The organism is Amycolatopsis sp. 195334CR (assembly GCF_017309385.1).
Classification (GTDB): domain Bacteria; phylum Actinomycetota; class Actinomycetes; order Mycobacteriales; family Pseudonocardiaceae; genus Amycolatopsis.
This window is the reverse complement of record NZ_JAFJMJ010000001.1, coordinates 306,457-327,642: the sequence shown is the minus strand read 5'-3', so window position 1 is coordinate 327,642 and position 21,186 is coordinate 306,457. Positions and strand designations below refer to the sequence as shown.

Genomic DNA, 21,186 nt, shown 5'->3' with positions numbered 1-21,186 from the left:
GGTACGAAAAACGGGACTGGTGGAGGGCGAAGCATGGAGCGCTCGGCGGGGGAGGCCGCCACGGTGGCCCAGGAGGTCCTGCACGACCTGGGGCACCGCCTGGCCACGCTGTCGTACCTGGTGGAGGCGGTCCGCGCGGATGGTTCCCTGCGCGAGGACACCCGGCGCCGGGTGGACGCGATCGAGCAGGAGACCCACCGGCTGCTCGGCGTGGTCCGCCACTCGATGATCCCCGGCGACCGGCCGCGGACCGCGGTGGTCGACGTACGGGAAGTGCTCGAGCAGATCGTCTCGCTGGTTTCGCTGGCCGGTGAGACCACCGTGGTGGTGCTGCCGGGGCCGCCGGTTTCGCTGGTGGTGGACGAGTCGCTGCTGTGGCGCATGGTCACGAACCTGGTCGACAACGCGGTGCGCGCGGCCGGGCCCGGCGGGCGGGTGGAGGTGTCCGCCGTCGAGGAGCCGGAGGTGATCACCGTCGAGGTCGCCGACGACGGTCCCGGTTTCGGGGTGGGACCGGCCGGCTGGGCCTCGCTCGGGCTGGGCATCGTCGAGCGGCTCGCCGAGGCGTGCCGGTGCGGGTTCCAGGTGATAACCGCCGGTTCCGGGGGTACCCGGGTGCGGCTGGCGTTCGGCGTTCACGCGAAAGGCGGATCGGAATGAACATCAGCCTCCTGCTCTGCGACGACCACGTGCTCTTCTCCGACGCGCTGGCGAGCGTGCTCGGCACGGAGTTCCACGTGCTCGGCGTGATCGACAAGATGGCGGACATCCCGGCCGCGATCCGGCAGCACCGCCCGGACGTGTGCCTGCTGGACCGGCGGTTCGTCGACGGCGACGCGCTCGACCGGCTCACCGAGATCCGGGCGGCGCGGCCGGCCACGAAGGTGGTGGTGCTCACCGCCGACCAGGACGACGACGGTCTGCACCGGGCCCTGGCCGGTGGGGCGGCGGGTTACGTGCAGAAGACCTGCGGCGTGGCGACGCTGACCGCGGCGCTGCGCAGCGTGGTGGCCGGTGAGGTGGTGGTGCACGTGGCGTCGGAGCGCTCGGCCCTGCGCTCACGCGGTTCGGCGGAGGCCGTGCGGTTGGCCGCGCACCTGACCGCGCGCGAACGCGAGTGCCTGGCGATGCTGGTCGAGGGGCTGAGCACGAGCGAGATGGTGGCGCGGCTGGGCGTCGCCACCACGACGGTGCGGACCCACATCCAGGCACTGCTGAGCAAACTGGGCGTGCACTCGCGGCTCGAAGCGGCCTCGCTGGCCGTGCGGTACTCGCTGCTCGATGAGCAACACCCGCGCCGACGTCGCCGGCGCCAACTGGACGCCGAAGCAGGCTAGTCCGCGCCGCGCCGCGCCGCGCCGCACCTCGCCGCACCTCGCCGATGCGGTGAAGGTGGCTTTCACTGCGCCCGGCCGCCTCACCGATGGCGTGAATGTGGCTTTCGCGGCATCGGTCGGCGGCGAGTGCTGTGAAAGCCACATTCACTGCACTTAGCCGGGCGGCTCCGGCGTCGTGTCGTAGGCGCTGACCAGTTGCCGTTCCGCGTCGTCGAGGTAGCTGGCCAGGGCGGCTTCGGCACCCTCGTTGTCCCCCTTGCGCAGGTGGTCGAGGATCTCCTCGTTCCGCAGCAGGTACGGCTGGTGGAACTCCCGCGGGTCGGTCATCACGTGGAACACCAGCCGCAACTCGGCGAAGATGCCCTGCATCAGCTCGTCGATGCGCGGGCTCGCGGTCAGCGCGGCGAGCGCCTGGTGGAAGTGGATGTTCGCGGTCCCGAGATCACGCCACCCCTCGTGCCGCTCGGCGAGCCGGCCGTCGGCGACCGCGCGCTCCAGGCCGGACAGGTCGGGCTCCACCGCGTTCCGCACCGCCGCGCATTCGATCAGCTTCCGCACCCGGTACAGGTCGACCACGTCGTCCACGCTCAGCATCCGCACGAAAACCCCGCGGTTCAGCTCGTGCGACAACAACCGCTCGTGCGTGAGCAGCCGAAAAGCCTCCCGCAGCGTGTTCCGCGAGACGCCCAGCGCCGCACCGATGTCGTGTTCGGAGAGCCGGGCGCCGGGCAGGAAGAACCCCTCCGAGATCCGGGTGCGCAGCACACCGGCCACGCGTTCGGCCGTGCTGGTCCGGCCGAGCAGGCCCCGATCAGCGGCCAGGCCTGCCGGGGAGCCGCTGTTGTCCGCGATGACCACGGGGCTCAGCCTACCGCAGGACCGGTGAACGATCGGCGAAAACTCCTTGAGGATTATCCTCTCGACCTCTTGTGGGATTGTTCAACAATAGCCTACCTTGTGTCGCAGCTCACCTGTGTTTCCCTGGACCGACCCCCAGAAGAGGTGCGTGATGGACACGACCGCAGCAACCGCCGAGGACACCCGACCCTTCGCCTGGTACCGAACGCTCGGCCCCCGCGGGCGGCGCGCCTTCGTCGGCGCGTTCGGCGGCTACGGCCTCGACTCCTACGACTACTGGGTCCTGCCGCTCAGCCTCAGCGCGATCATCGCCTACTTCCAGCTCACCCCCGGCACGGCGGGCCTGCTCAGCACCACCACGCTGGTCGTCTCCGCGATCGGCGGCGCCGGTGCCGGCATCCTGGCCGACCGCATCGGCCGCGTCCGCACGCTCCAGCTGACCGTGGCCACCTACACCGTGTTCACCGTGCTCTGCGGGTTCGCGCCGAACTTCGAGACGCTGCTGGTGTTCCGCGCGCTGCAGGGCCTCGGCTTCGGCGGTGAATGGGCCGCGGGCGCGATCCTGGTCGCCGAGTACGCCCGCTCCCGCTACCGCGGTCGCACGGTCGCCTTCGTACAGAGCGCCTGGGCGGCGGGCTGGGGCCTCGCGGTGGTCGTCTACACCGTGGTGTTCAGCGTCTCCGGCGACGACCTGGCCTGGCGCATCATGTTCTGGACCGGGGTGATCCCGGCCCTGCTGATCATGTGGGTCCGCAAGAACGTCACCGACGCCGACGAAGCCACCCAGCGGCGCGAGAACTCGGCGAAACGCGGTTCCTTCGGCCAGATCTTCCGCGGCGACCTCCTGCGCACCACGCTGATCGCCTCGCTGTTCGCCACCGGTGTCCAGGGCGGTTACTACACGCTGGCCACCTGGCTGCCCTCGTACCTGCGCACCACCCGCGAGCTGACCGTGATCAACACCGGCGGTTACTACATCTTCCTGATCTCCGGCGCGTTCATCGGGTACGTCTGCGGCGGTTACCTGACCGACCTGCTGGGGCGCAAGCGGACCTTCGTGCTGTTCGCCGCGCTGTCGGCGGTGCTGATCGTGGCGTACACGCAGATCCCGCACGGGGCCAACGCGCTGGTGATGGTGCTGGGCTTCCCGCTCGGCTTCTCGATGTCGGCCATCTTCAGCGGGTTCGGCGCCTTCCTCGCCGAGCTGTACCCGACCGCGCAGCGCGGCACCGGGCAGGGCTTCACCTACAACTTCGGCCGCGCGGTCGGCGCCGTTTTCCCCGGTGTGGTGGGACTTCTGGGCGCCGGCGGGGCGATGGTGTTCGGCGCGGCGGGCTACGGAATCGCGGTACTGGCCCTGCTGGGCCTGCCGGAAACCCGAGGGAGGGAACTGGTATGACCATTGTGGACGAACCAGGCACGGCCCAGCCCGAACTGCTGCCACCGGCACAGGCCCGCGCGCGGTTCCGCGCCGGGACCTCGGCGCCGACCAGTGGCTGGTCGGCCGGGTACACCCAGACGAACCTGATCGCGGTCCGCAAGAACTGGGCCTACGACGTCCTGCTCTTCTGCCAGCGCAACGAACAGCCCTGCCCGGTGCTCGACGTCAGCGATCCCGGCGACCCGTCGACCGTGCTGGCGCCCGGCGCCGACCTCCGCCGAGACCTGCCGCGCTATCGCATCTGGGAGAACGGCAGGCTGCGCGCCGAGGTCACCGACGCCACCCGGTACTGGCGCAGCGATCTGGTCGCCTTCTCGATCGGCTGCAGCTTCACCTTCGAGACCGCGCTCGTCGCGGAGGGCATTCCGCTGCGCCACGTCGAGCAGGGCCGCAACGTGGCGATGTACGTGACCAACCGGAAGTGCCGCCCGGCGGGGCGCCTGCACGGCCCGATGGTGGTGTCCATGCGCCAGATCCCGGAGGAACGCGTCGACGACGCCATCCGGATCACCTCGGCGATGCCCGCGGTGCACGGCGCGCCGGTGCACGTCGGCGACCCCGGCGCGCTCGGCATCGCCGACCTCGGCAAGCCCGACTTCGGCGACCCGGTCCGCGCGGAACCCGGTGACGTGCCGGTGTTCTGGGCCTGCGGCGTCACCCCGCAGGCGGCGCTGATGGCGTCCAAACCGCCGTTCGCCATCACGCACGCGCCCGGCCACATGCTGATCACCGACCGGCGCGACGACGAGTACCGGGTGGGCCGGTGATCCGGGTGCACCGGTACGGCAGCCGGGCGGCGCTGGTCGATCTCGCGGGTGCCGACGAGGTGCTCGGGCTCGACGCCGCGCTGGCCGCCGATCCGCCCGGCGGGGTGGAGGAGGTGGTGCCCGCCGCGCGGACCGTGCTGGTGCGCTTCGATCCCGGCCGCACCAGTTTCGAGCGGCTGGTCGACGAACTCCGCGGGCGCTCGCTGGAACCACCGGCGAGCCGCCACGGCACGGAACTGGTGGTGCCGGTCCGCTACGACGGCGAGGACCTCGCGGAGGTCGCGTCGCGGACCGGGTTGAGCGAAGCCGAGGTCGTCCGGCGGCACACCGGCGCCGAATTCCGGGTCGCGTTCTGCGGGTTCGCCCCCGGGTTCGGTTACCTCACCGGCCTTCCGCCGGAACTCCGGTTGCCGAGGCGGAGCAGCCCGCGGGTGCGCGTGCCGTCCGGCGCGGTCGCGGTGGCCGGGGAGTACACCGCGGTCTACCCGCATCCGTCACCCGGCGGCTGGCATCTGCTCGGCCACACCGAACTGGCCGTCTGGGACGTCGAGCGCGAGCCGCCGAACCTGCTCGCGCCGGGCACCACCGTGCGGTTCCGCGCGACATGACCCCGAAGCTGGAGGTGCTCGCCCCCGGCCTGTTCGCCACCGTGCAGGACCTCGGCAGGCCGGGGTACACCGCGCTCGGCGTCGGCCGCTCCGGCGCCGCCGACCGCGCCGCGCTGCGGCTGGCGAACCGGCTGGTCGGCAATCCCGAGTCGAACGCGGCGATCGAGGCGACGTTCGGCGGGCTGGCCGTGCGCTTCGACGGCCCGGCGTTGGTCGCGCTGACCGGCGCCCCGTGCCCGGCCCGGCTCGGCGGCCGGGCCATCGGCCCGAACGCCCCGGTCCTCGTGGCCGCCGGTGACGAGTTGCGGCTCGGCGTGCCGGAGCACGGCCTGCGCACGTACTTGGCCGTGCGCGGCGGGATCGACGTGCCGCCGGTGCTCGGCGGCCGCGGCACGGACACGCTTTCCGGACTGGGCCCGGAACCGCTCACGACGGGCACCACGCTCCCGGTCGGGCACCGGGTGCTGGCCTGGCCGACGGTGGACCAGGCGCCGTGCGCGGCGCTCCAGGACGAACCGGTGCTGCGCCTGATTCCGGGGCCACGACTGGATTTCTTCACCGCGGACGCGTTCGGCGCGTTGCTGTCGGGGCGGTACGTGGTCTCGGCCGAGAGCAACCGGGTGGGGCTGCGGCTCGACGGTCCGGCGCTGTCCCGCGCCAGGACCGGGGAGCTGCCGCCGGAACCGGCGGCGCCCGGTGCGGTGCAGGTGCCGCCGTCGGGGCAGCCGATCCTCTTCCTCGCCGATCACCCGGTGACCGGCGGCTACCCGGTGGTGGCGGTGGTGGCCGAGGAGGACCTGGGCGGGGCCGCGCAGGCGCGGCCGGGCACCCGGCTCAGGTTCGTCAGAAGTCGCCTTCGAGCGTGATCAGCTCGCGCAGCTTCTGCAGCGCGCGGTGCTGGGTGGTGCGCACGTTGCCCGCCTTGAGGCCGACCGCCTCCGCGGTCTCGGCGGCGGACAGCCCGACGGCCACGCGCAGGATCACGATCTCCTGCTGCACTCGGGGCAGGGTCCGGATCAGGCGGTTCAGCCGTTCGCCGAGGTCGACGTCGAGCGCGTACTTCTCCGGTTCGTTGTCCGCGCCGGAGCGTTCCGGCAGGTCGGAGACCGGCTCGCAGCGGTCACGGGAGACCGCGCGGAAGGCGTCGGCGACCTTGTTCGCCGCGATCGCGTGCACCAGGTAGAGGAACGAGCCGCCCCGGTCCTGGTACTGCGGCAGCGCCTTGAGCACCGCGACGCACACCTCCTGGGAGATGTCGTCGGCGGAGAAGTACGACAGGTCCCGGCCGCCGAGCCGGGCGCGGCAGTACCGCGTGACCACCGGTTTCAGCGCGGCGAGCAGGCCCGACATGGCGTCGTGGTCGCCCTTCGCGGCGCGGCGGACCAGTGGATCGAGGTCCTCCTTGGTCAGCCGCGGATAGTGGCTGGTGCTCCGCTGGACCGTCTTCGGCGTCGCGGGTCCCTCGATGTCCCGCGTCGTCGAGTCCAAGCTCGTGGTCATTCGCCCGCCCATTCTTCGAACGATCTGCTGTTGTCCTGCTCCTTCGGCTGTCCGACAAACTCGATTAATCGTCGAATCAACCGCCCCTGCTGAGAGTCATTGTCAGTTCGCTAATAAGGCGACTGTCCGTAGCGGAGTTACCCGAATGGCGCTCGCTCGTTCAGCAATCTGACGACTGTGCGTAATGCTAGACCGCAGAAGGCGTTGGCTCCAGGGATCTCGCAGAGATGCCCCATTAGCACGAATCTAGGTCTCAATCATCTTTCGGTCGTCCCGCGCAAAAGTGCTGGACGCCCCGATTGCTCCGTACGGCGGTAGGGTCTTAGGTCCCTGAAAATCGCGTTTGCCAGTTAAGCGAGAAACACGATCGTGGCCACCGCCATGATCGTCAGCAGGGCCGCCGCCAGGCCGATGACCTGGGGATGTGCGGCATCCGGCGGAGTCCGCTGGGCTCGAAGGAGGTGTCGTTCGCGCTGCCGGGTGAGCAGCGCGAGCGAAATCGTGACCAGGATCCCGGCGCCGGCCGGGATAACGGTCAGGTCACCGCTCGAATGGGCCGCCGAGTGCAGCAGGAGGAGGGTCACCGCCGCCGCGGAGGCGGTGGTGCGGCGCCAGGCGAGCCAGGTGCGCTCCGGCTGGAGGCCCGGATCGCGGTTCACCCGGTCACCGCGAGGACCACCGCGAAGCCGGTGATCACCAGGATGCCGACGGTCAGCACCAGCAGCAGGCGGTTGGGCGGCAGCGGTTCACCGCGGCGCATCGCGCGCTGGACCCGCCTCCAGCGCGGGTAGCTCGCCGCGGTCAGCAGCAGGGCGAGCACGGCGCACAGCAGGGCGAGCACGGTCCTGGCCCCCGGCACGCCGAACTCCGGCACCAGCTGCCGCACCGCGACCGCCCCGGCCAGCAATCCGAGCGCGGTGCGCAGCCAGGCCAGGAAGGTGCGTTCGTTGGCCAGGCTGAAGCGGTAGTCGGGTTCCTGCTCGGCCGGCTCAGTCGGGGACTCGGTCATGCGGACAGCCTGTCCCGGCTGGTTCAGCCGCGCGAGTCCGGGTGGCGGTGCGCGAACACCCACCAGCGGAGCAGCGCGAACCGGCAGACGCCGCCGAGCAGGCTGGCGGTGGCGAGCACCAGGGTTTCGGTGAGCGGGGCGGGCGCCGGGACCACGGCGTGCAGCACGAGCAGCACCACCGAGCCGTACCCGGCGTAGAAGGCGATGGTGCCCGCGACCTGGAGGTGGCGCCGCCGCGGCGCGTCGTTGCGGCCGGCGAAGGTCACCCGGCGGTGGAACTCGGTGTTCCCGATCGTGGTGACGATGATCGCCAGCAGGTTCGCCACGTGCGCGCCCACCGCGCCGCGCAGCAGGAAGTAGAGGGCGAACTGGACGGCGGTGGTGACCACGCCCGCCGCCAGGTACCAGCCCGCGTGCACGGCGAGCCCGTCCGGTCGGGTGGGTGGGGCGGCGGTCGCCGGCGCCGGGATGGCCATGACCGCGACGCTACCCAAACCGGTTTCGGCGGTGGCCCGCGCGGGTAGGCGAAGCGGACACGCAGGAAGGCAGAGGAGGAGTACCGATGTCCGCACCGCAGGAGCCGGTGGAATCCGATCCGGCCGCGCTGAGCAGCGCCGAGGACCTCGACGAGGACCGCCTCCGGGTGGACCCGCTCGAGGCGGGCATCGAGCCGCCGGAGCACTGGAGCGGGGCCGACCGCTTCGGGACCACCCCGGCTGAGCAGCGCGAAGGCGAGAGCATGGCCGCGCGGCTGGACGAGGAACAGCCGGACGTGACCGCCGAGGAGGTGCCCGAGAAGCCGATCGCGGCGACCCCCGCCGACGAGCTGGACGAGTCGATCGACGACCAGCCGGCGGACGTCGAGGCGGTGGCGCCCGAAGAGGGGGGTGTCGGTCGTCACACCGCCAGTGACGAGCTGCCGCAGGCCGCTGACCAGGCCGGGGGTTCGGTGGCGGAGGCCATCCGCACCCCGGAGTGATCGGGCCGCACCCAGCGCCACCAGTGCCCCACCCCTACGGTGGGAGGGGCCAGAGCCATGTAATCGACGAAAGGGAGCCTGTCGATGCTCGCCATGACAGACGCCGCGGCCGAGGCCATCACCGCTTTGACCGGACAGGACGGCCAGGCCGAGGCCGGGCTGCGGTTCGCGGTCCAGGAGGTGGAGGAGACCGGCGCCCAGCTCGGGTTGTCGGTGGCGCCGTCACCCGAGGACGGTGATCAGGTACTCGCCACCGAGGGCGGGGCCAAGGTCTTCCTGGAACCGAAGGCCGCCGAGTTCCTCGACGACAAGGTGCTCGACATCCAGCAGGACGACGAGGGGCAGATGAGCTTCGCCGTGCTGCAGCAGCCGGACGAGCAACCCAGCGCCTGACTTTTCCGGAACCGGGGCCCCGCGCGATCGTGCGCGGGGCCCCGGTTCATGCGGTCGCGGGGCCCCGGTTCATGCAGTGAATGTGGCTTTCACTGCGGATTTCGCTGTGAAAGCCACATTCACTGCACCTGCCCTGGCTCCTGGGTCAGGTGGTGTAGGGGTCTCGCTGGTCCAGCGCCGGGCTGACCCGCGGGTTCACGCCCTGCTGCCCCGGCACCGGCGCCACGGTGGTCTCCGCGGCGGTGGGCGGCGCGGGCTGCTTCAGCGCCCGCTCGGCGACCTGGTTGTCCCGGATCCTCGACAGCACGGTCAGCGTCACGCCGTGCGCGATGGCCAGCACGATCAAGGTGATCCCGAGCTTCCAGACCACCGCCTCGGTGGCGTTGTCCCCGCCGGAGTCGATGGTCGACAGCAGCGCCAGCACACCCAGCACCGCCAAGTGGAACAACACGGTGATCAGGCGCGTCATCGAAGCACCCGCGGCCGGATCGCCGTACGAGTGCTCCAGGTAACGACGCCCGCTGCGGTAGATGATCTGTCCGTCGACCACGACAAGCAGCGTCGCCAGTACGAGGAAGGTTATGTAGGCATTGGTTTCCACAGGTGGCTCCTCTCGGTGACACGGCTCCACCGGAGGGTTACCCGGGCCCATGCCCGACAAACCGCTTGAGAGTGTTGCAGTGGTTTGCGTGGCGGTGCGGGTGGCGGAACCTCAGGCGTCTTCTCGCTCCGGGAGCTCCACCTCATGAATACCGATTCACCACGGTGAAGCTGTCCTCGCGAGAAGACGCCTGAGAACCCGCGGCGGTGCGGGCTGACGGCCCACAGCAAGCGGCTCCGCCGCTTCTGGATGACCGCTAGGAACCCCAGGCCCGCACCAAGTCAGCCGTTTGCGCACGTAGGAGTTCGTAGGCGTGTTCCCGCGCGTAAGCCAGCGAGGGCGCGTGGTCGATCAAAGCGCGGTACCCGGCCACGCCCAACTGGGCCAATTGCGCCTCATCGAGCGTCACGCGCCCGGCGACGGCCAGCACCGGCAGGTTCCGCGCGCGAGCGCGCGCGGCGATGCCCGCGGGTGCCTTGCCGTCGAGGCTTTGCGGGTCCAGTGAGCCCTCGCCGGTGATGACCAGGTCGGCCTCCGCCAGCGCGGCAGGCACCCCGGTGAGTTCGCAGACCAGGTCGAAGCCCGATTCGAAAACGGCGCCCAGCGCGGCCATAGCGCCACCGGCCACCCCGCCGCCCGCACCGGCACCCGGCGCGTCCGAGACGTCACGGCCGCCCGCCGCGTGCAGGGCCCGCGCCCATCGCCCGAGCGCGTCGCCGAGCAGAGCCACTTCGGCCGCACGCGCGCCCTTCTGCGGTCCGAAGATCGCCGCCGCGCCCTTCTCGCCGAGCAGCGGGTTGCTCACGTCGGTGGCCACGCGCACGTCGACGCCGTCGAACTTCGACCGCACCGCGGTCAAATCCACCGATTCGACCGTCCTTAGTGGACCGCCGCCCAAGCCAAGAGCAGGCGTCACCGAAGCACCCAAGGCCCGCAGCATGCCCGAGCCGCCGTCCGTGCTCGCCGTGCCGCCGACGGTCAGCACCACCTGCCGCGCGCCGCCCTCCAGCGCGTGCGCGATCAGCTCCCCGACGCCCCAGGTGTGCGCCGCCAGCGCCGTTTCCGGGGACGGCTCGACGAACTCGATGCCGCACGCCCGCGCCGACTCGATGTACGCAGCCGAGCCCAGCACCGCGTACCGCGCCTCGACCGGCGTGTCCAACGGCCCGCGCACCGACAACTCCACCCGCTCCGCGCCCGCCGCGTACAGCACGTCCAGCGTGCCCTCGCCGCCGTCGGCCACCGGGCACAGCATGGTCACCGCGTCGCCGAAGACCTCGTGCACACCGTCCCGGATCGCCTCGGCGGCCTCCATCGCGGTCAGGCTGCCCTTGAACTTGTCCGGCGCGATCAGCACCTTCATGCCTTCACCGCCGTAAGCGGCGGCTCACCGGCGAGCACCGCGGCCACATTGCGCGCCGCGAGCAGGGCCATCTCGGTGCGCGTCTCCACGGTCGCCGAACCGAGGTGCGGGGTGATCACCACGTTCTCCAGGTCGAGCAGGCGCGGTTCCACCTCGGGTTCCTTCTCGAACACGTCCAGCGCCGCGCCGGCGAGCACGCCCTCGGCCAGCGCGTCGGCCAGCGCAGCCTCGTCGACCACCGGCCCGCGCGTGGTGTTCACCAGGTACGCACCGGGCTTCATGGTGCGCAGCGAGGAGGCGTTGATCAGGTGCCGGGTCTCCGGCGTGAGCGGGCAGTGCAGCGAGACGAAGTCGGCCGACCGCAGCAGTTCGTCCAGCGGCAGCCGCCGCGCGTCCAGTTCGGCCTCGACCTCGGCCGGCGCCCGGTTGCGTCCACTGTAGACAATGGAGAGGCCGAACGCCCTGGCCCGGCGGGCCACCGCCTGGCCGATCTGGCCCAGCCCGACGATGCCGAGCGTGCGGCCCTGGAGTCCGGCACCGAGCATGAAGCCGAGGCTGAACTTCCACGGCGTGCCCGCGCGCAGCAGCCGTTCGCCTTCGCCGAGCCGCCGCGTGCTCATCAGAAGCAGGCCGAAGGCGAGGTCCGCGGTGGCCTCGGTGAGCACGCCGGGCGTGTTCGTCACCGTCACCCCGCGTTCGGACAGCGCTTTCACGTCGAGGTTGTCGTAACCGACGGCGACGTTGGCGACCACCGCGAGCCCGGGCCCGGCGGCGTCGGCCACCGCACCGTCCACCCGGTCGCCGACCATGGTCACCAGCGCGTTCGCCCCGGCGGCCCGGTCCGCCAGCTCGGCGGGGCCCAGCGGCTCCTCCGCCACCCACACCTCGCCCGCCTCGCCGAGCACCTTCAGCGCCGGTTCCGCCAGCTGTCCCGTGACCACGATCTTCGGCACGTTCGGCCTACCTCCCTGAACTCGGCGTGGAGCCCAAACATAGCCGGGCGGGACCCCGTCGTGAACCGGCTGCGGCCACCGCACGTGTCTGTTGGTGACGGCACACGGTTTTCGCGACGGGAGGGGTTGCTGATGACGATCTCGACACCGGGAGTTGGCGTGGACGCACACCGGCACACCGGGCACCTGATCCGGCGGGCCCAGCAGATCCACACGTACCTGTGGTCCGCCGAGGTGTCCAAAGAGGTCACCTCGACCCAGTTCGCGGTGCTGAGCGCGGTGGCGCTCAACCCGGAGACCGACCAGAACGCGCTCTCGCGCGAGGTCTCGCTGGACACCTCGACGGTGGGCGCGGTGGTCAACCGGCTGATCGACCGCGGGCACCTGCGGCGCGACCGCGATCCGGGGGACCGGCGGCGGAACCTGCTCAGCCTGACCGACGCCGGGCACGCGCTGTTCGGCGAGCTCTCGGTGCGCGCGGCCAGGATGACCGAGGGCATGATCGGCTGCCTGCCACCGGAGGACCGCGAGGAGCTGGTGCGCATCCTCGGCCGGGTGGTCGACGCCGGTGAGGCGAAGCGGGAGCGCGCCGAACACACCCGTTAGCGCGTTCCGTGCACGTCGCTTCCGTGCTATGTTCATATATAGAACTAGTGTGCGGAATGCGAACATGCAAGGGAGCCGGCGATGGCGGAACTCGTCTCGCTCGCGGACGGCGTGGCCGACCTCGTCCGCGACGGGGACACGGTGGCCCTGGAGGGGTTCACCCACCTGATCCCGGTGGCCGCCGGGCACGAGATCATCCGGCAGGGCCGCCGCGGGCTGACCCTGGTCCGGATGACCCCGGACATCGTCTACGACCAGCTGATCGGCGCCGGCTGCGCGAGCAAGCTGATCTTCTCCTGGGGCGGCAACCCCGGGGTCGGCTCGCTGCACCGCTTCCGCGACGCGGTCCAGCACGGCTGGCCGGTGCCGCTGGAGATCGAGGAGCACAGCCACGCCGGCATGGCCAACCGCTACGTGGCGGGCGCCTCCGGCCTGCCGTTCGCCGTGCTGCGGGGTTACTCCGGCACCGATCTGGCGAAGCACACGGCCACCATCAAGCCGATCACCTGCCCGTTCACCGGCGAGCAGCTGGCCGCGGTGCCCGCGCTCAACCCGGACGTGACCATCGTGCACGCCCAGCGCGCCGACCGGGACGGCAACGTGCAGCTGTGGGGCATCGCCGGCGTGCAGAAGGAGGCGGTGCTCGCGGCCAAGCGCTCGCTGGTCACCGTCGAGGAGATCGTCGACGAGCTGGAGCCGCGGCCGGGCGCGCTGGTGCTGCCGTCGTGGGCGGTGACCGCGGTCGCCGAGGCCCCCGGTGGGGCCAAGCCCTCCTACGCCGCCGGGTACTACGACCGGGACAACGAGGGCTACCAGGCCTGGGACGCGGTGAGCCGCGACCGGGACGAGTTCGGCAAGTGGCTGGCGGAGGTGGCGGCGTGAGCGACTACACCACCGACGAGATGATGAGCATCGCCGCGGCCCGCGCGTTGAAGGACGGCATGTCCTGCTTCGTGGGCATCGGCCTGCCGAGCACCGCGGCCAACCTCGCGCGCCGCTCGCACGCGCCGAACCTCAAGCTGATCTACGAATCGGGCTGCCTCGGCGCGAAGCCGAGCAGGCTGCCGCTGTCCATCGGCGACGGTGAGCTGGCCGAGACCGCGGACGCGGTGGTCAGCGTGCCCGAGGTGTTCAACTACTGGCTCCAGCCCGGCCGGATCGACGTCGGTTTCCTCGGCGCGGCCCAGCTGGACAAGTTCGGCAACATCAACACCACGGTGATCGGCGACGACTACGCCGACCCGAAGGTGCGCCTGCCGGGAGCCGGTGGCGCGCCGGAGATCGCCGCGTCCTGCCGCGAGGTCTTCGTGGTGCTGCGCCAGAGCAAGCGCGCCTTCGTGGACAAGGTCGACTTCGTCACCTCGTTCGGGCACGGATCGGGCCGCGGCGATCGCGAGCGGCTGGGCCTGCCCGGTGCCGGGCCTACCCTGGTGGTCACCGATCTCGGCCTGATGCGGCCGGATCCGGGGACGGCCGAGCTGACCCTGACCGACCTGCACCCCGGTGTCGAGGTGGCGCAGGTGCTCGAGGCCACCGGCTGGGCGCTGAAGGTGGCGGACGACCTGCGGCGGACCCCGGAGCCGACCGAGGCGGAACTGGCCGGACTGCGAGAGCTGAAGAAGGCGGGCGAATGACCGAGGTATACGTACTGGACGCGGTGCGCACCCCGTTCGGCAGGTACGGCGGCGCGCTGGCGGGCACCCGGCCCGACGACCTCGCCGCGCACGTGCTGCGCGCGCTGGGCGAGCGGACCGGGCTCGATCCGTCCACTGTGGACGAGGTGGTGCTCGGCAACGCCAACGGCGCCGGTGAGGACAACCGGAACGTGGCCAGGATGGCCACCCTGCTGGCCGGCTGGCCGACCTCGATCCCCGGCGGCACGGTCAACCGGCTGTGCGGGTCCGGGCTGGACGCGGTTTCCCAGGCCAGCAGGCTGATCGCCACCGGGGACGCGTCGCTGGTGGTGGCCGGTGGTGTGGAGTCGATGAGCCGGTCGCCGTGGGTGGTGCAGAAGCCGGAGAAGGCCTTCCCCAACGGCAACCAGACCATGTACTCCACCGCGCTCGGCTGGCGCATGGTGAACCCGGCGATGCCGGAGCGGTGGACGGTCTCGCTGGGGGAGTCCACCGAACTGCTCGCCGAGCGGTACGGCATCGGGCGGGACGAGCAGGACGAGTTCGCCGCGCGCAGCCACGTCAACGCCGCGAAGGCGTGGGACGAGGGCTTCTACGACGACCAGGTGGTCCCGGTCCCCGGCGTCGACCTGACCAGGGACGAGGGCATCCGGCCGGACTCCTCGCCGGAGAAGCTGGCCAAGCTGAAGACGGTGTTCCGCAAGCAGGGCACGGTGACCGCGGGCAACGCATCGCCGCTCAACGACGGTGCCTCCGCGGTGCTGCTGGGCGACCGGGCCGCCGCCGACCGGGTCGGTGCCACGCCGCTGGCGCGCATCGCCGGGCGCGGCGCGGCCGGGGTGGACCCCGACGTGTTCGGCATCGGCCCGGTGCGGGCCGCGGAGATCGCGCTGGAGCGCGCGGGCATCGGCTGGGACGACCTCGCCGCGGTGGAGCTGAACGAGGCGTTCGCCGCGCAGTCGCTGGCCTGCCTGCGCGACTGGCCGAAGCTGGACCCGGCGAAGGTGAACACGCACGGCGGCGCGATCGCCATCGGGCACCCGCTGGGCGCGTCGGGCGGCCGCATCCTCGGCACGCTCGCGCACGACCTCCGCCGCCGCGGTGGTGGCTGGGGCCTCGCCGCCATCTGCATCGGCGTCGGCCAGGGCCTGGCCGTGGTGCTGGAAGCCTGAGGAGGCAGTCGACGATGACGTTGCCCACCTACCGACCGGATCCCGACGGCACGCACCCGCCGCTCGGCTTCCCCGGGTACCGCTCGACCGCGTTGCGGCACCCGAAGCAGCCGCTGGTGCTGCTGCCGCAGATGCTCACCGAGGTGACCGGCCCGCTGCTCGGACCGGGCAGGCTCGGCGAGCACGACAACGACCTGACCCGCCAGCACGCCGGTGAGCCGCAGGGCCAGCGCATCGTCGTGCACGGCCGCCTGCTCGACGGCGACGGCCGTCCGGTGCGCAACTCGCTGGTCGAGATCTGGCAGGCCAACGCGGGCGGCCGGTACCGGCACACCGGCGACCGCTGGCCGTCGCCGGTGGACCCGAACTTCGACGGCGTCGGGCGCACGCTCACCGACGACGACGGGCACTACGAGTTCACCACCATCAAGCCCGGTGCCTACCCGTGGAAGAACCACGACAACGCCTGGCGGCCGGCGCACATCCACTTCTCGGTGTTCGGCACCTCGTTCACCCAGCGCCTGGTCACCCAGATGTACTTCCCGGAGGACCCGCTCTTCGCCCAGGACCCGATCTTCAACTCCATCCCGGACGAGAAGGCGCGGATGCGCATGGTCTCCCGCTTCGACCTGGCGCGGACCCGGCCGGAATGGGCGCTGGCCTACGAGTTCGACATCGTGCTGCGCGGCCGCGACGCCTCGGTGTTCGAGGACGAGGAGGACGACGAATGAGCACTCCTTCGCAGACCGTGGGCCCGTACCTGTCGATCGGGCTGCCCTGGGACGACGGGCCCGAGGTGGTGCCCGAGGGCACGCCGGGCGCGGTGGTGCTGCGCGGCGTGGTCCGCGACGGCAACGGCGATCCGGTGCCGGACGCGATGATCGAGACCTGGCAGGCCGACGCGGACGGCCGCTTCGACCACCCCGACGACCCGCGCGGGCGGGTGGCCGGGTTCCGCGGCTTCGGCCGCTGCCCGACCGACGAGCAGGGCCGCTGGTCCATCCGGACGGTGGTGCCCGGCCCGGTGCCCGGTTCGGGTGGTACGCCGCAGGCCCCGCACATCGACGTGTCCGTGCTGGGCCGGGGCCTGCTGCACCGGGTGGTCACCCGGATCTACTTCCCCGAGCACACCGAGGCCCACGCGGCCGACGAAGTGCTCAACGCGGTCCCCGAGGAGCGCCGTGGCACGCTGATCGCGGTGCGCGAGGGTGACGGGTACCGGTTCGACGTGCGGTTGCAGGGCGACGGCGAGACGGTGTTCTTCGAGGTTTAGGAGGTCGCTGTGGTTATCCCGGTCCACTACGTGGTCGACGGGCCCGAGGACGGCGTGCCGGTGGTGCTCAGCGGATCGCTCGGCAGCGCGCTGGCGATGTGGGAACCGCAGGTGCGGCCGCTGACCGAGGCGGGCTACCGGGTGATCCGGTACGACCACCGGGGGCACGGTGGTTCACCGGTGCCCGACGGCCCGTACGACCTCGCCGACCTCGGCGGGGACGTGCTGGCGCTGCTGGACCGGCTGGGCGTCGGGAAGGCGCACTTCGCCGGGCTGTCGCTGGGCGGGATGACCGGGATGTGGCTGGGTGCGCACGCGCCGGAGCGGCTGTTGTCGCTGGTGCTGTGCTGCACGTCGGCGAAGCTGGGGCCGCCGGAGATGTGGGCGGACCGGATCCGCGCGGTCCGCGAGGGCGGCACCGGCTCGCTGGCTTCGGCCGTGGTCGGCCGCTGGGTCACCCCGGCGTTCGACGCCGGGCGGCGGGCGGAGCTGGAGGAGATGGTGGCGTCCACTTCGGACGAAGGCTATGCGGGCTGCTGCGCGGCGATCGAGGTGATGAACCTGACCGGCGAGCTGGCCCAGATCCCGGTGCCCACGCTGGTGATCAGCACCTCGGAGGACGCGGCCACCCCGCCACCGCACGGCAAGGCGATCGCCGAGGCCATCCCGGGCGCGCGGTTCGCCGAGGTGGGTGGCGCGGCGCACCTGGGCAACGTGGAACGCCCGGACGAGTTCAGCGACCTGATCCTGGCGAGGCTGGCGGCCCGATGAACGACGACGAGCTGTACCAGGACGGCATTCGTGTGCGCCGCGAGGTGCTCGGGGACGCGCACGTGGACCGCGCGGTGGCCAACACGACCGAGTTCTCGCAGCCGTTCCAGGACTGGATCACGCGCTCGGCGTGGGGCTCGGTGTGGACCCGGCCGGGACTGGACCGGCGCACCCGCAGCTGCATCACCCTCGCCGCGCTGACCGCGCTGCACTGCCACGAGGAACTCGCCATGCACGTCCGGGTGGCCATCCACAATGGACTGACTCCGGCCGAGATCTCCGAGGTGCTGCTGCACACGGCGGTGTACTCGGGGGCGCCGGCCGGGAACGCGGCCTTCGCCGTGGCGCAGCGGGTGCTCGCCGAGCTGGGTGAGGCCTCCGCCGAGGGGTAGGGCGTGTCTGACGGATCCCGAAGCTCATCGAACAGATCCGTCAGACACGCCCTAGGCTGTCCGCATGGACGAGAGTCGGGGCGCGCACCACGTGCAGTCGCTGGACCGCGGGCTGGCGGTGATCCGGGCGTTCGGCGCGGACAACCCCGAGCTGACCCTGAGCGACGTCGCCAGGATCACCGGGCTGACCAGGGCGGCGGCCCGGCGTTTCCTGCTCACGCTGGCCGATCTGGGGTATGTGCGTACCGACGGCAAGTACTTCTCGCTGACCGCGCGCGTGCTGGAGCTGGGGTACGCGTTCCTGTCCAGCATGTCGCTGCCCGAGGTGGCCACCCCGCACCTGGAACGGCTTTCCGCCGAGGTGCACGAGTCGAGTTCGGTGTCGGTGCTGGAGGGCGGCGACATCGTCTACGTGGCGCGGGTGGCGGTCTCGCGGATCATGACGGTGTCGATCAACGTGGGCACGCGGTTCCCGGCGTACGCGACGTCGATGGGGCACGTGCTGCTCGCCGGGTTGCCCGCGGAGAAGCTGGACGAGTACCTGGCGAAGGCCCGGCTGGACCGGTTGACCTCGCACACGCTGACCTCGGAAGCCGCGTTGCGCGCCGAACTGCTCGAGGTGCGCGGGCGCGGCTGGGCGCTGGTCGACCAGGAGCTGGAGGAGGGGCTGCGCTCGGTGGCCGCGCCGATCCGGTCGCGGGAGGGGAAGGTGGTCGCCGCGGTGAACGTGTCGACGCACGCCTCGCGGACCACACTGGACGCCGTGCGCGACGAGATGGTGCCGCGGTTGCTGGACGCGGCCGAGCGGATCGAAGCGGATCTGGCGGTGGCGCCGCCTTCGCGGGCTACCCGTGGCTGAGTGCGCGGGGCTGTTGCTGGCGGCGGGGGCCGGGCGGCGGTTCGGGGGGCCGAAGGCGTTGGTCGAGGTGGACGGGGAGCCGTTGGTGCTCCGGTCCTTGCGGGCTTTGGCTGGGTGTTCGCCGGTGCATGTGGTGACGGGGGCGGCTTCGGCTGCGGTGAGTGGGTTGTTGCCTTCGTCGGTTGCTGCGGTGTATGCGCCGGAGTGGGCTTCGGGGATGGGGGCGTCTTTGCGGGCGGGTCTTGCTTCGTTGTCCACTGTGGATGTGGCGGCGGTGGTGGTGCATTTGGTGGATTTGCCTGGGGTGGGCGGCGAGGTGGTGGCTCGGTTGGCTGCGTTGGCTTCGCCGGATGTGGTGGCCAGGGCTGCTTATGGGGGAGTGCCGGGGCATCCGGTTCTGTTGGGGCGGAATCACTGGGCGGCGGTTGCCGCGGCTGTTTCGGGGGATGCCGGAGCTCGCCACTGGTTGGCAGCTCGGGAAGACTTGCGGTTGGTGGAATGTGGCGATCTCGCCAATGGTCGGGATGTTGATCGGCCGGAGGACTTGCCCCGCCCCGGTCTTTGATGGTGACTAGGGCCTTCGCCCTGTTTTGGCTGGGGACCGGGGTGGGGGAGTGTGGGCGGTGCTGCTGTGGGGTTCCCGGCTCTCGGTGAGTGCTGTGAAAGTGGCTTTCACTGCGTAATCGGCAGTGAATGTGGCTTTCACTGCACCGGGGGTGTCTCGAAAGCCACATTCGTGACGTGTGCCTGGGTCAGACTCGGAGGACTCGGGGGCCGGTGGCGGCGATTTCGTCGGCTACCGACGAGTCGATGCCGTCGTCGGTGATGAAGGTGTCGATGTCGCTCAGTTCGGCGAATCGCGAGAAGTGGTCGCTTCCGACCTTGGTGTGGTCCGCCAGCAGCACCGTGCGGCGAGCGCAGTTGACCGCGGCGCGCTTCACCATCGACTCCGCCGGGTCCGGTGTGGTCAGTCCGCGTTCCACCGAGATCCCGTTCGTGGCCATGAAAGCCACCTCGACGAAGGTCTCGTCCAGTGCGCGCAGCGCCCACGCGTCGACCGAGGCCAGCGTCCGGCTGCGCAACCGCCCGCCGACCAGCATCACGGTCAGGTTCGGCCGGGTGGTCAGCGCGAGCGCGATGTTCACCGAGTGCGTCACCACGGTCAGCTCGCGATCCAGCGGCAACTGCTCGGCCACCCGCGCGGTGGTGGTGCCCGCGTCGAGCAGGATGGTGCCTTCCTCCGGCAACTCGGCCAGCGCCGCCTTGGCGATGCGTTCCTTCTCCGTGGTCATCACGCTCTCCCGCGTGGCCACGGCGGGCTCGAAACCCAGCCGCTCCACGGGGATCGCGCCGCCGTGCACCCGCCGCAACACCCCGTGCCGCTCCAGCACGGTGAGATCGCGGCGGACCGTCTCCGTGGTGACGGTGAATTCCTCGGCGAGCGTCGCCACGTCGACGCGGCCGAGGCCGCGCGCCCGCTCGAGGATGATCTGCTGCCGCTCCTCCGCGTACATCCCCCACCGTCCAGTAGTAGTGATTTCCGGGTCCAGGTAACCACACGATGTGAGTTCGTGTGGGGACTTGCGTCCTTGTTTGGTGTCAAACCGACAAGGGGGTTGCAAACCCAAGCGAACCCATGCAAAATCACTCAAAACCAAGTCCGGATCCCAGACCGAGGTGGTGTGCGGGTGTTCCTCACCGTGACGGCGAACCCCAGCGTGGACCGCACCGTCGAGGTGCCGCGCCTGGTGTGCGGTGAACTGCACCGCGCCTCCGCGGTGCACGTCCACCCGGGCGGCAAGGGCATCAACGTGGCCCGCGCGCTGGTCCGCAACGGACTCGACGCCCGCGCGGTGCTGCCGGCCGGCGGCCCGGAGGGCGACCACCTCATCTCCCTGCTGAACCGGTACGAGATCGACGTCGTCCGCGTGCCCGCCTCCGGTCCGGTGCGCACCAACATCAGCGTGATCGAACCGGACGCCACGGTCACCAAGCTCAACGAAGCGGGCGCGCGCCTGTCCGCGAGCGAGATCGCGGCGCTGTCCGCCGCGGTGCTCGGCCACGTCTCCGACGTCTCCTGGGTGGTACTGGCGGGAAGCCTGCCACCCGGGGTCGACCCGGGGTTCTACGCCGAACTGATCCGCTCGCTCGACGGCCGCGCCGAGGTCGCGGTGGACACCAGCGGACCCGCGCTGCTCGCCGCGGTCAAGGCGGGGCCGTCGCTGGTCAAGCCGAACCTCGAAGAGCTGGAAGAGGCGGTCGGCCGTCCACTTTCGACGATCCGCGAAGTCGTCGAGGCCGCGCGCGAGCTGCGCGGTCTCGGCGCCGGTGCGGTGCTGGCGAGCCTGGGCAGCGAGGGTGCGGTGCTGGTCGACGCCGACGGTGCCTGGCACGCCGAAGCCGACGCCGTGGCCCGCAGTTCCGTCGGCGCTGGCGACTCGCTGCTGGCCGGGTTCCTGGCCGGTGGCGGCCACGGGCCGCGGGCGCTGGCGAGCGGGGTGGCTTGGGGCGCGGCGGCGGTCTCGCTGCCGGGCAGCACGATGCCGGGCCCGGTCGAGGTGGGCGCGGCCGAGGTGCGGTTGCACGCCGAACTGGAGTTGGAGCGCGGGGTCGGCGCGGGGGCTTGAGGTTGGGCACATCCGGGGGGCTGTCAAGGAAAACCACTCCGAG

General features: G+C 71.4%; 29 protein-coding genes. 20 read left to right on the top strand and 9 right to left on the bottom strand.

Features of this window, described 5'->3' with window-relative positions; genetic code table 11:
* Positions 1-33 precede the first annotated feature (33 nt).
* Genes JYK18_RS01585 through JYK18_RS01575 form a run of 3 tightly spaced genes read left to right on the top strand, consistent with a single transcriptional unit; the run spans position 34 to position 1,494 of the window.
* Entirely contained in the window at positions 34-660 is a 627-nt protein-coding gene (locus JYK18_RS01585) for a sensor histidine kinase KdpD (RefSeq protein WP_206799704.1), read from the top strand.
* Positions 657-1,337: a response regulator transcription factor gene (locus tag JYK18_RS01580; RefSeq protein ID WP_206799702.1), complete on the top strand. Its 681-nt coding sequence runs from the start codon at positions 657-659 to the stop codon at positions 1,335-1,337. The genes JYK18_RS01585 and JYK18_RS01580 overlap by 4 nt, the downstream gene beginning before the upstream one ends.
* Complete coding sequence (locus tag JYK18_RS01575) at positions 1,282-1,494, top strand: hypothetical protein (RefSeq protein ID WP_206799700.1); 213 nt, start codon at positions 1,282-1,284, stop codon at positions 1,492-1,494. Before JYK18_RS01580 ends, JYK18_RS01575 begins: the two co-directional genes overlap by 56 nt.
* Here the strand turns inward: JYK18_RS01575 and JYK18_RS01570 are convergent.
* A complete protein-coding gene (locus tag JYK18_RS01570; RefSeq protein ID WP_307795746.1) occupies positions 1,491-2,195 on the bottom strand; it encodes a GntR family transcriptional regulator in 705 nt (234 codons plus the stop codon). The genes JYK18_RS01575 and JYK18_RS01570 overlap by 4 nt on opposite strands.
* A gap of 151 nt (positions 2,196-2,346) precedes the next feature.
* Here JYK18_RS01570 and JYK18_RS01565 point away from each other — a divergent pair, with 151 nt between their 5' ends.
* From JYK18_RS01565 to JYK18_RS01550, 4 genes are read left to right on the top strand one after another with little or no spacing between them, the layout of a single operon-like run.
* Positions 2,347-3,594 (top strand): MFS transporter, encoded by a 1,248-nt coding sequence (locus JYK18_RS01565; protein ID WP_206799698.1) that lies wholly within the window; start codon positions 2,347-2,349, stop codon positions 3,592-3,594.
* The gene (locus tag JYK18_RS01560) at positions 3,591-4,403 is read left to right on the top strand and encodes a putative hydro-lyase (protein ID WP_374194979.1); all 813 of its coding nucleotides are present in this window, start codon (positions 3,591-3,593) and stop codon (positions 4,401-4,403) included. Before JYK18_RS01565 ends, JYK18_RS01560 begins: the two co-directional genes overlap by 4 nt.
* Positions 4,403-5,011 (top strand): allophanate hydrolase subunit 1, encoded by a 609-nt coding sequence (locus JYK18_RS01555; protein WP_206803972.1) that lies wholly within the window; start codon positions 4,403-4,405, stop codon positions 5,009-5,011. The genes JYK18_RS01560 and JYK18_RS01555 overlap by 1 nt, the downstream gene beginning before the upstream one ends.
* Positions 5,008-5,877 carry a biotin-dependent carboxyltransferase family protein gene (locus JYK18_RS01550; RefSeq protein ID WP_206799696.1) on the top strand — a complete coding sequence of 290 codons (870 nt, stop codon included), beginning with the start codon at positions 5,008-5,010 and terminating at the stop codon, positions 5,875-5,877. The genes JYK18_RS01555 and JYK18_RS01550 overlap by 4 nt, the downstream gene beginning before the upstream one ends.
* Here the strand turns inward: JYK18_RS01550 and shbA are convergent.
* From shbA to JYK18_RS01530, 4 genes are all read right to left on the bottom strand, one after another.
* A complete protein-coding gene (gene shbA, locus JYK18_RS01545) occupies positions 5,855-6,511 on the bottom strand; it encodes an RNA polymerase sigma factor ShbA (protein WP_206799695.1) in 657 nt (218 codons plus the stop codon). The genes JYK18_RS01550 and shbA overlap by 23 nt on opposite strands.
* Before the next feature lie 350 nt (positions 6,512-6,861).
* On the bottom strand, positions 6,862-7,170 hold the full coding sequence (locus tag JYK18_RS01540; protein WP_206799685.1) for a DUF202 domain-containing protein: 309 nt from the start codon (positions 7,168-7,170) through the stop codon (positions 6,862-6,864).
* Complete coding sequence (locus tag JYK18_RS01535) at positions 7,167-7,520, bottom strand: YidH family protein (RefSeq protein WP_206799683.1); 354 nt, start codon at positions 7,518-7,520, stop codon at positions 7,167-7,169. The genes JYK18_RS01540 and JYK18_RS01535 overlap by 4 nt, the downstream gene beginning before the upstream one ends.
* 23 nt (positions 7,521-7,543) lie before the next feature.
* Positions 7,544-7,996, bottom strand: coding sequence for a GtrA family protein (locus JYK18_RS01530; protein WP_206799674.1), 453 nt, complete (start codon positions 7,994-7,996; stop codon positions 7,544-7,546).
* An 86-nt stretch (positions 7,997-8,082) separates the two neighbouring features.
* Between JYK18_RS01530 and JYK18_RS01525 the strand changes: the two genes are divergently transcribed.
* On the top strand, positions 8,083-8,499 hold the full coding sequence (locus tag JYK18_RS01525; protein ID WP_206799664.1) for a hypothetical protein: 417 nt from the start codon (positions 8,083-8,085) through the stop codon (positions 8,497-8,499).
* Between the two features lie 84 nt (positions 8,500-8,583).
* Positions 8,584-8,892 carry an iron-sulfur cluster assembly accessory protein gene (locus JYK18_RS01520; protein WP_153030140.1) on the top strand — a complete coding sequence of 103 codons (309 nt, stop codon included), beginning with the start codon at positions 8,584-8,586 and terminating at the stop codon, positions 8,890-8,892.
* A gap of 145 nt (positions 8,893-9,037) precedes the next feature.
* On the opposite strand, the gene JYK18_RS01515 is transcribed toward JYK18_RS01520, so the two are convergent.
* The 3 genes from JYK18_RS01515 to JYK18_RS01505 all read right to left on the bottom strand — a co-directional run bounded on the left by JYK18_RS01515 (position 9,038) and on the right by JYK18_RS01505 (position 11,809).
* Positions 9,038-9,493, bottom strand: coding sequence for a hypothetical protein (locus tag JYK18_RS01515; protein ID WP_206799662.1), 456 nt, complete (start codon positions 9,491-9,493; stop codon positions 9,038-9,040).
* A gap of 256 nt (positions 9,494-9,749) precedes the next feature.
* Entirely contained in the window at positions 9,750-10,856 is a 1,107-nt protein-coding gene (locus JYK18_RS01510) for a glycerate kinase (RefSeq protein WP_206799660.1), read from the bottom strand.
* Complete coding sequence (locus tag JYK18_RS01505) at positions 10,853-11,809, bottom strand: D-glycerate dehydrogenase (protein ID WP_206799658.1); 957 nt, start codon at positions 11,807-11,809, stop codon at positions 10,853-10,855. Before JYK18_RS01505 ends, JYK18_RS01510 begins: the two co-directional genes overlap by 4 nt.
* 132 nt (positions 11,810-11,941) lie before the next feature.
* On the opposite strand from JYK18_RS01505, the gene JYK18_RS01500 reads away from it, so the two are divergent.
* The 10 genes from JYK18_RS01500 (at position 11,942) to JYK18_RS01455 (ending at position 19,081) form a co-directional block, all read left to right on the top strand.
* Positions 11,942-12,415: a MarR family winged helix-turn-helix transcriptional regulator gene (locus JYK18_RS01500; RefSeq protein ID WP_206799656.1), complete on the top strand. Its 474-nt coding sequence runs from the start codon at positions 11,942-11,944 to the stop codon at positions 12,413-12,415.
* Between the two features lie 81 nt (positions 12,416-12,496).
* Positions 12,497-13,297, top strand: coding sequence for a CoA transferase subunit A (locus JYK18_RS01495; protein ID WP_206799654.1), 801 nt, complete (start codon positions 12,497-12,499; stop codon positions 13,295-13,297).
* Positions 13,294-14,049, top strand: coding sequence for a CoA-transferase subunit beta (locus tag JYK18_RS01490; protein ID WP_206799652.1), 756 nt, complete (start codon positions 13,294-13,296; stop codon positions 14,047-14,049). The genes JYK18_RS01495 and JYK18_RS01490 overlap by 4 nt, the downstream gene beginning before the upstream one ends.
* The gene (locus tag JYK18_RS01485; protein ID WP_206799650.1) at positions 14,046-15,221 is read left to right on the top strand and encodes a thiolase family protein; all 1,176 of its coding nucleotides are present in this window, start codon (positions 14,046-14,048) and stop codon (positions 15,219-15,221) included. The genes JYK18_RS01490 and JYK18_RS01485 overlap by 4 nt, the downstream gene beginning before the upstream one ends.
* 14 nt (positions 15,222-15,235) lie before the next feature.
* Positions 15,236-15,952, top strand: a complete 717-nt coding sequence (gene pcaH, locus JYK18_RS01480; protein WP_206799641.1) for a protocatechuate 3,4-dioxygenase subunit beta — start codon at positions 15,236-15,238, stop codon at positions 15,950-15,952.
* On the top strand, positions 15,949-16,494 hold the full coding sequence (gene pcaG / locus JYK18_RS01475) for a protocatechuate 3,4-dioxygenase subunit alpha (protein WP_206799631.1): 546 nt from the start codon (positions 15,949-15,951) through the stop codon (positions 16,492-16,494). The genes pcaH and pcaG overlap by 4 nt, the downstream gene beginning before the upstream one ends.
* 15 nt (positions 16,495-16,509) lie before the next feature.
* Complete coding sequence (gene pcaD, locus JYK18_RS01470; RefSeq protein ID WP_206803971.1) at positions 16,510-17,265, top strand: 3-oxoadipate enol-lactonase; 756 nt, start codon at positions 16,510-16,512, stop codon at positions 17,263-17,265.
* Positions 17,262-17,657 (top strand): 4-carboxymuconolactone decarboxylase, encoded by a 396-nt coding sequence (gene pcaC / locus JYK18_RS01465; protein ID WP_206799628.1) that lies wholly within the window; start codon positions 17,262-17,264, stop codon positions 17,655-17,657. The genes pcaD and pcaC overlap by 4 nt, the downstream gene beginning before the upstream one ends.
* Before the next feature lie 64 nt (positions 17,658-17,721).
* Positions 17,722-18,516, top strand: coding sequence for an IclR family transcriptional regulator (locus tag JYK18_RS01460; protein ID WP_206799627.1), 795 nt, complete (start codon positions 17,722-17,724; stop codon positions 18,514-18,516).
* A complete protein-coding gene (locus tag JYK18_RS01455) occupies positions 18,509-19,081 on the top strand; it encodes an NTP transferase domain-containing protein (protein ID WP_206799625.1) in 573 nt (190 codons plus the stop codon). Before JYK18_RS01460 ends, JYK18_RS01455 begins: the two co-directional genes overlap by 8 nt.
* Positions 19,082-19,268: 187 nt before the next feature.
* On the opposite strand, the gene JYK18_RS01450 is transcribed toward JYK18_RS01455, so the two are convergent.
* Positions 19,269-20,030 (bottom strand): DeoR/GlpR family DNA-binding transcription regulator, encoded by a 762-nt coding sequence (locus JYK18_RS01450; RefSeq protein WP_206799624.1) that lies wholly within the window; start codon positions 20,028-20,030, stop codon positions 19,269-19,271.
* Between the two features lie 174 nt (positions 20,031-20,204).
* Here JYK18_RS01450 and pfkB point away from each other — a divergent pair, with 174 nt between their 5' ends.
* Positions 20,205-21,143, top strand: a complete 939-nt coding sequence (gene pfkB, locus JYK18_RS01445; protein WP_206799622.1) for a 1-phosphofructokinase — start codon at positions 20,205-20,207, stop codon at positions 21,141-21,143.
* Positions 21,144-21,186: the final 43 nt, after the last annotated feature.